The organism is Candidatus Methanoperedens sp. (genome assembly GCA_012026795.1).
Taxonomy (GTDB): domain Archaea; phylum Halobacteriota; class Methanosarcinia; order Methanosarcinales; family Methanoperedenaceae; genus Methanoperedens.
Genome location: VEPM01000008.1, coordinates 69,208 through 81,866, shown reverse-complemented (window position 1 = coordinate 81,866; position 12,659 = coordinate 69,208). Strand labels below are relative to the sequence as shown.

At 39.7% G+C, this 12,659-nt stretch carries 13 protein-coding genes and 1 tRNA gene; 9 read left to right on the top strand and 5 right to left on the bottom strand.

Going from position 1 to position 12,659, the window contains the following annotated elements:
- Positions 1–40: 40 nt before the first annotated feature.
- The 3 genes from FIB07_03950 to ftsZ all read right to left on the bottom strand — a co-directional run bounded on the left by FIB07_03950 (position 41) and on the right by ftsZ (position 3,187).
- On the bottom strand, positions 41–826 hold the full coding sequence (locus FIB07_03950; GenBank protein NJD52000.1) for a class I SAM-dependent methyltransferase: 786 nt from the start codon (positions 824–826) through the stop codon (positions 41–43).
- Positions 817–1,761: a beta-ribofuranosylaminobenzene 5'-phosphate synthase gene (locus FIB07_03945; GenBank protein ID NJD51999.1), complete on the bottom strand. Its 945-nt coding sequence runs from the start codon at positions 1,759–1,761 to the stop codon at positions 817–819. The genes FIB07_03950 and FIB07_03945 overlap by 10 nt, the downstream gene beginning before the upstream one ends.
- Positions 1,762–2,149: 388 nt before the next feature.
- Complete coding sequence (gene ftsZ, locus FIB07_03940; protein ID NJD51998.1) at positions 2,150–3,187, bottom strand: cell division protein FtsZ; 1,038 nt, start codon at positions 3,185–3,187, stop codon at positions 2,150–2,152.
- A gap of 30 nt (positions 3,188–3,217) precedes the next feature.
- Here ftsZ and FIB07_03935 point away from each other — a divergent pair, with 30 nt between their 5' ends.
- Entirely contained in the window at positions 3,218–3,583 is a 366-nt protein-coding gene (locus tag FIB07_03935) for a hypothetical protein (GenBank protein NJD51997.1), read from the top strand.
- 158 nt (positions 3,584–3,741) lie between these two features.
- Here FIB07_03935 and FIB07_03930 read toward each other — a convergent pair whose 3' ends face one another.
- Together FIB07_03930 and FIB07_03925 are read right to left on the bottom strand one after the other, a co-directional pair.
- Positions 3,742–4,551, bottom strand: a complete 810-nt coding sequence (locus FIB07_03930) for a rhomboid family intramembrane serine protease (GenBank protein NJD51996.1) — start codon at positions 4,549–4,551, stop codon at positions 3,742–3,744.
- Positions 4,552–4,601: 50 nt separating this feature from the next.
- Complete coding sequence (locus FIB07_03925; protein ID NJD51995.1) at positions 4,602–5,279, bottom strand: YkgJ family cysteine cluster protein; 678 nt, start codon at positions 5,277–5,279, stop codon at positions 4,602–4,604.
- Positions 5,280–5,431: 152 nt separating this feature from the next.
- On the opposite strand from FIB07_03925, the gene FIB07_03920 reads away from it, so the two are divergent.
- The 8 genes from FIB07_03920 (at position 5,432) to FIB07_03885 (ending at position 12,641) form a co-directional block, all read left to right on the top strand.
- Complete coding sequence (locus FIB07_03920) at positions 5,432–6,385, top strand: hypothetical protein (GenBank protein ID NJD51994.1); 954 nt, start codon at positions 5,432–5,434, stop codon at positions 6,383–6,385.
- A 3-nt stretch (positions 6,386–6,388) separates the two neighbouring features.
- Entirely contained in the window at positions 6,389–7,150 is a 762-nt protein-coding gene (locus FIB07_03915; GenBank protein NJD51993.1) for a cytochrome b/b6 domain-containing protein, read from the top strand.
- 58 nt (positions 7,151–7,208) lie between these two features.
- On the top strand, positions 7,209–8,534 hold the full coding sequence (locus tag FIB07_03910; protein ID NJD51992.1) for a GTPase: 1,326 nt from the start codon (positions 7,209–7,211) through the stop codon (positions 8,532–8,534).
- 85 nt (positions 8,535–8,619) lie between these two features.
- Positions 8,620–8,725: transfer RNA gene (locus FIB07_03905), tRNA-Gly, on the top strand.
- A gap of 227 nt (positions 8,726–8,952) precedes the next feature.
- Positions 8,953–9,267, top strand: coding sequence for a hypothetical protein (locus FIB07_03900; GenBank protein NJD51991.1), 315 nt, complete (start codon positions 8,953–8,955; stop codon positions 9,265–9,267).
- Positions 9,264–11,438: an ATP-binding protein gene (locus tag FIB07_03895; protein ID NJD51990.1), complete on the top strand. Its 2,175-nt coding sequence runs from the start codon at positions 9,264–9,266 to the stop codon at positions 11,436–11,438. The genes FIB07_03900 and FIB07_03895 overlap by 4 nt, the downstream gene beginning before the upstream one ends.
- Positions 11,439–11,459: 21 nt before the next feature.
- Entirely contained in the window at positions 11,460–12,050 is a 591-nt protein-coding gene (locus tag FIB07_03890) for a DUF4255 domain-containing protein (GenBank protein ID NJD51989.1), read from the top strand.
- The gene (locus tag FIB07_03885; protein ID NJD51988.1) at positions 12,051–12,641 is read left to right on the top strand and encodes a hypothetical protein; all 591 of its coding nucleotides are present in this window, start codon (positions 12,051–12,053) and stop codon (positions 12,639–12,641) included. It begins immediately after the preceding gene.
- Positions 12,642–12,659 lie beyond the last annotated feature (18 nt).

Sequence of the window (12,659 nt, the reverse complement as noted above, 5' to 3'; positions counted from 1 at the left end):
ATTCTTATAAGCGAAGGCAACCCATTATGGGGGTAGGATATTAAATACCTTTCCAAACTGCATCTTTTTCTACTATGACAAGATGATAATAACCCAGGCTATTGAATGGGTAATACCACCGGGCTGCATCCTCAAAACGAATGAATATTTTTTCATGCAATAATAATTTCCTTGGGCTAAATGGGTACACAAACAGTAACAAACTTCCAATTCTTGCTTTGAATCCGACATCCTTAAGTTTGTTTATCAGGTCCCCTCTTGAAAAATAATACGTCCACAATCCATTCACTACATACTCTTTACTTCTCAGGGAAGATATTATCCAGCTTCCCTTACATTTTATAAAAGCGTTGACCCACCATGTCAGGTTCCACCTGTTAACAACTGTAAAGATGGCCTGGCAGCCGGTTTTTAAAACCCTGGATGTCTCCCGGAAGGCATAATCGACGTTTGGGATATGATTAAATATCCCAAAGATGGAAATTATGCCGTCAAAACTTTTATCGCGAAATGGAAGAAACTCGGCTGATGCAATAACAAAAGACAGATTGTCTTTGAATCTGGCATCTTTTATCCTCTCTTTTGCTATTTTTATCATCTCTTTAGATATATCTACACCCAGTACCCGATATCCTTTTTCAGCCAGGAACAAAGATTGCTCTCCTGTTCCGCAGCCAATATCAAGTATTAATCCCATCTTCAGGCTGTCCAGGAGAACTATTTTCTCTACAGACCTCATATAATTGATACGGGGATTATCAAATCTATGATCATAGTCCCTGGAAAGACTTTCATAATGTTTTAATACACTGGTTCTTATCGACATTTATCAATAATCGCTCCCCTGTTCCTCGCTCTGGTACTAAATACCAGCCCTTTGCCATCAAGGAGTTCACCTGCGATTTTCTTGAGGTTTTCTGTATCCTCCCCAAAAGCATACACGGTTGGCCCGAATGAACTCATCCCTGCGCCACTGGCGCCGCCATCCCTTAAAGCCTGTATCAAATCAAATGAAGCGGGCTGCAATTCAACTTCCCGTTTTTTAAAACCCAGTTCCTGGATCGCATAGATACTTTTCCCGAATGTAATGATGTCATTCTCAAAAAGCGCAGGAAGAAGCTGCATCAGGATCACATGGGATAGTGCCTCTACTTCCTTGAGCGGAACCGGACATTCTTTCCGGAATATATCCACTTCACTTTGCTGCGATGCACCTTTCTGTTCAGGCACGATTATAACGATATCCCAATCAGGGAAATCTTTTCTTAATAAAACCGGTGCTGGAGGAAGCTTGCTTGCAGCTGAGGGAAGAAATGCCCTCTTCTGGCTGAATTTGTGACCACCGTCAAGTATGAACCCGCCATTTTCAAATGCAGCAACGCCAATGCCGCTTGTGCCTCCCCGTCCCACTTTTATTGCGATCTCATGAACAGACAGGCCAAGGTCATATAATTCACTGACAGCCATGCCTGCCGCAAGAGCTGCCTGGGTGCCTGAACCAAGGCCAATATGTGACGGATAATCTTCTTCGATTGAGATTTGTATTCCCTCGCCGTCAGGAAGCAGGGACTTTGCGCTATTCCTTATGCGTTCAATATGCTCGTTCTTGCCTGTTATTTCAATAATATCCGATTTTCGGGCTTTAATTTTTATTACAGGATTATCAAGAGTCAGGCCGATGCTTCCATCAACGCGCCCGATACTGGCATTCATATCGATAAGTGTTAAATGCAGGCGGGAGGGGGTTGTTATTTCGAGCATATTTTTCGGGTTAGACGTATCTATTTCAATAAGATATAAACCTGCTTCTGCAAAATGCAAGAAAGCAAAAAAACTTACGGGAAAATCAAAGAATCCTTTTTGTGCGGCTCATAAAGGAACAAGCAGCATCACCGGTAGGATTGATATTAATATACAGAATAACATCCTATTCCATAATTTCTCATGTATCATTTCTTTTTCTCCATATCTCGGTTCACCCAATAAATAGTCAAACGACCTATCTTGGATGATTATTTTAATATTGGACTACTATCTACTTATAATTATTGCAGTTTAAAGATTTAAAAAATGATTGTAATAGTTATGATTATGATAAAAAATTTTGAAATTAAAACGATTACAGTCGGTTTACCAGCTTACAGTTAAATCACTCAAAAGGGTTGCCGACACTTGCGAACAATGCCATAATGCGGATTCGCCCTGTCATTGTCTCATCCACGTTTGCACCCCAGATTATTCTTTTTGTGCCGGGAACCTGTTGCGCCATCAATTCATCAACATGCGCCACTTCTTCAAGTGTCAGGTCCTGCCCGCCATTGATATGGATCAAAAGACCGTGTGCAGACCCAAGATCAGGAATATCAAGAAGAGGGGCAGATATTGCTTTTAATACTGCTTTTTTCACGCGGTCCGGACCTTCTGATTCCCCGATCCCGAATGAGGAAATACCTTTATTTTCAAGCACAGCTTTTAAGTCTGCAAAATCAAGATTCATAAGGCTGGGGAGAGTGATGGTTTCTGTAATACTTTTAATAAATTCCCCTATTAATGAATTGGCAACAGCAAAAGCCGTCTTAAGGGGCAGGTTTCCTGCGACCTGCCTGAGTTTTGTGTTATCTATCAAAACGACGGAATCGCAGGTTTGCGAAAGAGCACGGATCGCTTTTTTGGCGTTTTCACGCCTCAACGCCTCGATCTCAAAAGGCATTGTCAGGCAGGCTATTGTGAGTGCGCCCATCGAACGTGAAATCTCTGCAACCACAGGAGCCGAGCCTGTGCCTGTCCCTCCCCCAAGACCTGCAACAATAAACACAATATTTGCTCCTTCAAGTTCTTTCTGGATCTCATCCTTACTTTCTTGTGCGCATTCTGCGCCAACTTCCGGGAATCCACCGCATCCTTTGCCTTTACTTCTTTCTTTTCCCAGCAGCAATAATTTATCTGCCCTCTGGAGGACAAGATGGCTGATATCCGAATTTGCCGCAATTACTTTTGCACCGGCAATGTTTTTATCCGAAAGAAAGGTTATTATATTGCTTCCAGCGCCCCCGAGTCCGATTACGGCCACAGAGGGTCTTGATGCTACAATTATTTCCGCAAATTCTCCGTTCATTATAGACGTTTGATATGGTCTATTTGATATAAATATATTTTCAATATAATGATTCAATGTGATTACAATCATATTAAATATGTTCAAGAAAGATATAATATTATGAAACTATTAATGGTTCTTTTTTTAGTATCAGTTTACTTTACGGGTTGCGTGGAACAAAGTCAAAATGAGTCTATATATAATAATTCAGTCATCCCTGAATATTCTCCGGTGGTGGATTTAGCCAAAAAAGATCTTTCTGAACGATTAAAAATTCCTGTTGAAAATATTCAGCTGGTTAAACAAGAAGCGGTTGAGTGGCCTGACACCAGCCTTGGCTATCCTGAAAAAGGCATGATGTATGCACAGGTAATTACACCCGGTTTCAAAATCATCTTAAAAGCCGGAGATAAGTCATACGAATACCATAGCGATTATAAAAGAATAACAGGGCCCGGGAACCCATCCAATAAATGGACAGGATAACAGGATTGACAGGATGAATTGCCAGAAATCTATCCTGTCGATCCTGTGAATCCTGTCTATTGGCTGGTTATAGCCTTTAAAAATAGCATGCAGTTCAGAAAGTTGGAATTAATGGATGGGCTCAGGGCCCGGAGAAATATAATATCTTAAATAATATCTTAATAACGGATGTAATTTCCTGTCTTTTTTATGTATTTCCCAAAAGCAAGACCAGCTATCACTCCACTTAAGTGAGCACTTCTTGCTACCAGGTCGCCGCTTGAGCCTATGAACAAAAGGTCAAAAAGAGCAAAAAATATCAATGCATATGTTATCTTCATGCGAATAAAAAAGAACAAACCGACCTCGATATCCGGCGCAAGAACAGCTAGGCATGCAAATATCCCGAACAATGCGCCACTTGCACCCACAGCTGTCGAATATTGTTTCAAAATAAAAACCGACCACAATGAATAGCCGATCGCAGCAATAATCCCGGAAATGAAAAATACAAAGAGGAATCTTTTTCCTCCTATCCTTCGCTCAAGCTCAGGCCCGAAGAAAAATAAAAACATCATATTGAAAAGAAGATGTATAGGTCCGGAATGCAGGAATATATGTGTGATAAGTATCCATGGCCTGGAAAAAATATAGTAGGGTGAAAGAGCCAGATAAGAAAAATATCCGGGAATAATATACTGCAACACATAAGAAATAAGAACGATCAAAAGAATCATCAAAGAATAATTACTTTTAACAGCAGACATAATATTATTTAATGAATTCAAGAAGGGACTATGTTTCCGTCTTACCACAGAATCCGTCTTATAAATGATCCCGGTATCTCTTGATCTCGATTTATATTCTAAAAGCCCCGGACAATTGTGTGATTCAGGAAGCCGGTGGTTGTAACAATAGGAATTACCGCAGAATTTGCATGTGAACGGCATAGGGTCCCTGAAACCGCAATAATAACATTCTTTTGTCATAGATACTCATTCAAATTTGATTACTCTTAATATCACTCAGGGTTAATAATTTATTTGGCTATTACTTCTTTTTTAAATCCTCCATGGAAGAATACATATACGTCTATTGCTTTACCTTTCTCATACTGCCTCATCATCCGGTCATACATCTGCTTGCTGTTTCTTAAATTATTTTCTTTGAAATATCTTTCGATTTCTTTGATAAATCCAAGTTTTTGCCTGAGAAATCCGGATTCATAATCCTTTACTGATTTTATTATCTCTTCGCATATCTTATCACTTATTTCATTGTGATACAATCCATGCATATCCAGGCCGCTTATTTGCCTGAATTCAATATTTCCTTCTTCATCCGGCTCCCTGTGAAGCATATATGGGTATATTTTGCATATCCGGGGACGAACTTCATAATGTTCGCATCCTGTGCCAGTATAGAATATGCAGTCCCCATCCGGTTTGGTTTTCAGGGCATAACCCATTACATAAAATCTCCCGAGGTTGTCACATAGATCAAAATATGGCGCAGGTCTGAGAAATTCCCGCCCCACAATTTCGATTATCCTTTGCGCATCATCGTCGAGCAGGAAGACGTGATCATTAAATTCACTCTTACAGCATTTACCGCAGAAATCACAATCAAACCCCACATCACGGATTATTTTAATATAAACTTCGTCAGGAAATGAATAAATATACTCTATTTCATTTTCAATATCAACTGCGTTCATTATTGATTAAATCAGCTCTTGAAGATAAATAGTTATAACATATAAAATAATGATAAAAAAAATGATAACTTATATAAAGCATTACGATAGAAGTAACTTATTAAAAACGGGCTAAAAGGAAAGGATAGATAGACTAAGAGAGGTATTACTGAATGTCTCTAAGCAATAATGTGTATTCACTATTTAAAAATAAATATATATTGATTTTAATGGTTATATTATCGATATTTATCGGTATTGCCGGTGCCCAGGAAGATATTTCATGTTATCATTGCCACACTAAAGTTGTGACTGAATTCAGGAACAATATTCATTATGATAAAGGATTTAACTGCGCAAGTTGTCACGGCGGGGCAGAAAAATCCAATTCCAGTTTGATCTCCAATACTGTAATGTCAGGAGATTTTGTGGGCAGGCCAACAAGAAATAATATTACGGATATTTGCTCTAAATGTCATATAAAGGAAACTGAAGATTATAAGACAAGCATTCACTGGGATGCGATTGAGAAAGGCCATCCTGAGGCTGCAACCTGCACGGATTGCCATGGGATACATGAGATCAGGGCCATAAAAGATCCTAACTCATCTTCTAATCATCAAAACAGCCCTGCGACATGTGCCAAGTGCCATTCAAACAGCGAAATGATGAGCGCATGGTATTATGGTATTAAGGCAGACCGATTCGATACATATAAAGAATCATTCCATTGGAGGGCGCTTGATAAAGGCTATACACTGGTTGCAACATGCGCCGATTGCCATGAGAACCATAAAACCAAGTCCCATACGGATCCCACTTCAAGCACTTATCCTGAAAATATTCCTAAAACATGCGGAAAAGAGAATTGTCACGTGGGAGTGAATTTTGATGCCAAGGTAGCAGGAGGGCTCGTACATGATAAAGAGTCTTTGCATACCGGCGAGCTTAAGTGGAATAAAACGGGCATGGATTCCAATATGAAAGACTATTTCCTCGGCCCATTTGACCTTGCTTACTGGATAGCAATATTTTTCAAGATATTGACAACTACCGTGATAGGTTTCTTTACTGGAATGGTGATTCTTGATTTCTTATCAAGACTCAAGATCCAGAGGAGGTTTTAGGATATGTCCAGGCAAAAAATAATTGAAGCTTTAGAATCTAATAAAAATGGAGAAAGAAATATGGGTGAAATTTATTTTAAAAGATTTACTTTCAATCAACTTGCAGAGCATTGGGCAATGATAGTTACGTTCATGCTTTTAGTAATAAGTGGAATGCCCCTGAAATTCCCGGATGCGTGGTGGTCTCCGGTTATAATCAATCTCCTCGGGGGATTTGCAATGAGGACACAGATACATCATGCTGCAGGGATAGGTATGGTCATCCTTGGAGTGTATCATGTTGTTTATCATATTTTTGTTGATAAGGAATCCTTGCTTGATAGAAAAGTCTGGCCGACTTTAAAAGACGCAAAGGATTTCTGGCAGACAATAATGTTCTACCTTGGAAAAGCGCAGGCGCCAAAATATGGAAGGTATAGCTGGAAAGAGAAATTCGATTACTGGGGTGCATTCTGGGGAATGGTGATGCTTTGCGTAACCGGGTTGATAATGTTATTCCCATTCCAGGCTATGGAAGTGATTCCTTATGCTTATGTGCATCTTTCAACTATCGTTCATACAGATGAAGCATTATTGGCTACGCTGTTTATCTTTATTGTCCACTGGTGGAACGTTCATTATAGCCCTGAAGTATTTCCCATGTCAAAAGCATGGCTTACAGGCAACCTTTCAGAGAAACAGATGAAACACGAACATCCTCTTGAGTATGAGGAGATCATGAGACAGATGAATGAAAAGGACGACAGAAGTTCTTTTTCCAGGTAAGTTCAAATTCCATTATCCTTAAATGATAAGAGACCAATCTTTATCATGAGGTTAGTCTATGAGAACAAAAGTAATAATTATGGGAGCTGCAGGGCGCGATTTCCATAACTTTAATGTTTTTTTCAGGGATAATAGTGATTACGAGGTAGTGGCTTTCACAGCAGCACAGATACCAGGCATATCCGGTCGCAGTTACCCCAGGCAACTGGCAGGGCGGTTGTATGGGAAAGACATACCCATATATCCCGAAGACAAACTGGCACAGCTCATTAAAGAGAATAGCATAGACCAGGTTATACTTGCATATTCAGACCTCTCTCATGAGACAGTCATGCAAAAAGCTTCTCTTGTCCTTGCAGCAGGTGCGGATTTTCGGCTGATGGGAACAAAAAGCACGATGCTAATTTCAAAAAAACCGATTATCTCGGTATGCGCGGTCAGGACAGGTTCGGGTAAGAGCCCCACTTCGCAGAAACTGGTGGATATACTCAGGGAAAAAGGTATCAGGGCAGTGGTTGTGCGCCATCCGATGCCGTATGGCGACCTTTTGAAACAGGAGTGCCAGAGATTTGCATCAATGGAAGATTGCGTGAAGAACGAATGCACAATAGAAGAAAGGGAAGAATATGAACCCTATATCTGCTGCGGAACCGTTGTTTATAGCGGAGTTGATTTCCAGAAAATCCTTGAAGCTGCCCGGGATGAAGCTGATATTATCATATGGGATGGCGGGAATAATGACATCCCATTTTTCAAACCCGACCTTCATATCGTTATTGCTGATCCGCACAGGCCGGGACATGAACTCACTTATTATCCGGGGGAAGTGAATGTTCGCCTCGCAGATGTAGTGATCGTTAATAAAGTGGATTCAGCCCGGAAAGAAGATGTAGAAACAGTGATCAGGAATGTAAGATCCATAAATAATAATGCAAGGATCATAAAAGCCAGGTCTGTTATAACGGTCAAAGACCCGGAAGCGATCAAACAGAAGCGGGTTATTGTCGTGGAAGACGGCCCCACGCTCACCCACGGGGGAATGTCATATGGTGCAGGTATAATTGCTGCAAAAAAATTCGGGGCAAAAGAGATCATCGACCCCCGTCCGTATGCTGCAGGTTCTATCCATAATGTTTTCCAGGATTTCCCGCATATTGGCGCTGTGCTTCCTGCTATGGGGTACGGCAGCGACCAGATCAAAGAACTGGAAGATACGATCAATGCTTCGGATTGCGATATAGTCATAGCAGGGACGCCCATAGACCTTGGCAGGCTGTTAAAGCTTAATAAACCTGTTATCCGGGTCAGATACACGATCGAGGAAGTGGATGGAAAACTTGAAGAAATCATTAACGAATGGTTAAGATCAAGGCCAGGTATGTGATCCGAAATTGTATCCTGACAAAAAGTTAAATAAACAATAACAATGTATTAGGTTTGAACCAATACCTTGAAAATCGGTTCATAATGCGGCTGTGGTCTAGCGGCTATGACAGGGGCTTCCCAAGAGCTTTTGCAGGCACTGCAAAAATCAGGAAACAGCCTCTAACCCGTGTTCAAATCCCGGCAGCCGCATAAGGTATTTTTTATTCCTGTCATAAAACGAATTGAAATAATCCATTCTAAATTTAACATTCAGAACATTTATATATGAGTATCTACATGTACATGATGTACGTATTCATGATAAGTATCTATATGAATATGATGTGTGGTCATGAATACTGATAAGGGGCGAGCTAATCTGCGATGAAACCTCTAGCATATTGGAAAATATTTTGAAAAATCGGTGGTTGGATAACATGATATTATGCGAGTGCGGAGAAATCATAGACGGGAATACGTTTAAGGATTACATAAAAACATCAGCAAACCCGTCAACTCCAACAATAGGTCACAAAAAATGCGGTCATATATTTAATTTTATAGACCAGAAGCAATCAAAAAAATATTCTTCAAAGATCGAACTGAAAATGCTTTCGATGGCATTTGCCAAAAAGAATAATTTTGAAATCGAGAAAACTGAAAAATTTCTTCTTGAAGTTGATAAATTAAAGAGCACAGGAAATCTCACGGATAATGAAATAATTATTAAAGCATTTTATAATGTCATATGATAATTTTCCCGGTGAAGCATATGAATGTTTATGAAACTAACATCGAGTATCTTCTTGATGAGCTTAAAAGAATTGACCTTTTATTACATAAAAGCCTTGATAAATCTAGGTCAGAAAGCAACTATGGGATAGATGATTTTCGTGGTTTGTTCATTTCGGAAGATGAAGTAAATTCAATTCTTCAAACCCCAGTCCATCAAAAAAAGACTGATGAAAGCACAGATCACTGGACCGAAAAAATAGAAACAATAACAAAGGAAATAATTGCCAAGAAAAATGAGAGCATAAAACAAAATAAGAAATTGCTTCTTCCTGCTTTATCAAAAATATTTCATCTTTCACCCTTTGAGGAGAATGTGCTCCTTATATGTCTTGCCCCGGAACTTGATCTGCGATATGAGAAGCTTTATTCCTACCTTCAAAACGATGTTACTAAAAAGCGCCCGACAGTGGATCTTATTATCAGGCTCCTGTATTCTTCGATCAGAGACAGGATCAGGGCAAGAGAATATTTTTCAAACAGTTCAACACTTTTGAGTAACAGGTTAATCTATTTCTCAAATGAAGACAGCTCACAGTTACTATTATCCAGATCCGTAAGGACAGACGATAAAATAATCGACTTTCTCCTGGGTACAAACGAGATCGACCACAGGATAAAGCGCCACTCATTCCTGGTAAAACCCAGGAGGACTTTGAGTGAACTGATACTTGCAGATGAGATAACCCGGCCAATAGCCGGACTGGTAAAAAAATATTCTAATAAAAATCCTCCGGTATTATATTTCCGGGGACCTTACGGTACAGGAAAAAAGATGGCTGCTGAGGCAATTTCAAAGGAACTTGGCGTGTCTTTGTTCGTGGTTGATTCAAAAACACTTTTAAAAAATGAATCGTTCGAAATCCGGGAAATAATCATTCGTGAAGCGCTTTTGCAGGATTCGCTGTTGTATCTTGAAGATTTTGATTCATTATTTAGCGATGAAAATGCAGGAAATGCGGCTAAATATATTATCCGGGAATTAGACCGGTATCCTGGCTGGATAATATTATCCGGAGAAGCTGACATTGAACTGGGCAGCATATTGAAAGACCGTGGATTTATAAGCTTTGGATTTAAGATGCCTTCTTATTTGCATCGCAAAGAGTTATGGAAATCATTAATGAATGGGAATATTTCGAATGATGTTGATATTGGCGCTCTTGCAGGCAAGTTCAACTTTAGCGGCGGCCTGATAAAAGATGCAATAACAGCGTCACAGAATATTTCAATAGCAAAAAACAAAGGTTCAAAACTCTCAACAGAAGACCTTTTTGAAGGCTGCAGGGCACAATCCAATAAGAAGCTCATATCATTTGCCAGGAAGATCGAGTCTACCAATACTTGGGATGATATTTTTCTTCCTGATGATACGAAGAAGCAATTAAATGAAGTGTGCGGTTATATAAAATATAAAGGAACAATATATGCAGAATGGGGATTTGATAAAAAATTATCCCTCGGAAAAGGATTGAATGTCCTTTTTTCCGGTCCGTCCGGAACTGGTAAAACCATGGTGGCAGGCATTATTGCCAATGAAGTTAAACTTGATCTTTATAAAATTGACCTCTCAAATGTAGTAAGTAAGTATATAGGTGAAACCGAAAAGAATCTTAGCAGGATCTTCAAAGAGGCAGAAACAACCAATGCTATCATCTTCTTTGATGAGGCTGATGCCCTTTTCGGGAAGAGGTCGGAAGTCAGGGATTCACACGACAGGTATGCAAACATCGAGATAAATTATCTCCTGCAGAAAATGGAAGAATATGAAGGGATAGTGATCCTGGCTTCGAATTTCAGCAATAATATAGATGAGGCGTTCCTGCGCAGGTTGCACTTCAAAATTAATTTCCCATCTCCCGATGAGAAACTGAGAGAAAAGATATGGAGGAATATTTTCCCCGGAAAGACACCGCTGGCAGATAATATTGATTACAGCTTCCTGTCCATGTTCAAGATCACAGGCGGGAATATGAAAAATATTGCGCTCTCAGCGGCTTTCCTTGCAGCAGATGATTGTGGTGTCATAAAGATGGAACATATCATAAAGGGAACACAAAGGGAATTCCAGAAAATAGGAAAGCTGTGCACAAAGGAAGATTTCGGGGAATATTATAAGATATTAACTTAAACCAATCACAGGAAACCGATAATGGCAGACAATACAGCGATTAAAGACGTGGGGAATACCTTAATAAGCTTATTAATTGACAATATGAAAGATCTACCTGATGGTTCTATTGTGCTGGGCTCTCCGGGTGAGATCAAGAGCGACACCAGGATATCCCTGTTCCTGTACAGGATCCAGGATAATATTCATTTGAAGAACCAGGAAATGCAGCAGGCAGGACCAAAAACCATGAGATTCCCGCCTCTTGCCCTTGACCTGTCCTATATGTTGACTGCGCACCCTTCCCAGGAAAATACCGAGAAAACACTGGAGGCACATTTGTTACTGGGCAGGGCAATGCAGGTTTTTTATGATAATGCCATCCTTTCCGGTTCAGTTTTAAAAGGCAGCCTGAAATCCGGGAATGAAGAACTGCGCATTACAATTGAGAATTTAAACATCGATGATATGACCAAAATATGGAGCACTTTCCAGGGCAAACCTTTCAAGCCCACAGCATGTTATCTTGTATCACCTGTCAGGATAGGCTCTCAACATGAAATAAGCATACAGAGGGTAGTTTCAAAGGAAACCGGATATAATGAAATGGTTTTAAAAAGGAGACATGAATAAATGCTTCCTGTCCAGCCTTATATTACGGATACATTTGTTTCCTATAAAGGCGATATCATTATCACACGCCTTTCTCTTGCAATCCGTCTTAAGGATGATTACACCGGAGAAGAGCCGATCGGTTATATAGAAGTGATGTACGGGGAAGAAAATCAAAAAGCGATAAAAAATCCCGGTGGGTATTATATTTTTACGGATATGCCTGCTGGTAATAATACAGTTAGCGTAAAATCAAAAATATACTATTCCCGGGAATTGACCGTGAATCCCTCTCTTCTTGATCCAAAAAATCCTGTCCTTGAAATATTACTTAAACCCCTGCCATCCTATCCTTTCCCGGCTAATGCAACCCTTGCCAGGGGATTGTTGTCTAATCCCGATATGAACCTGACCGCAAATGTAAATATTAAAGCAGTAAAGCCTGAAATAGAAACTATTTCTGATGCTAATGGGGAATTCGTCCTGTATTTCAAGGATGTCAAAAATAAAAAAATTACGATTGAATTTAAGAAAGACGGAAAATCAAAAACAGTAAAAACAAATTTAGATGAAGGAAAAACCGTATCGCTGGGGAAAATAGCTTTTCCATAATAAATATTTAAATTTATA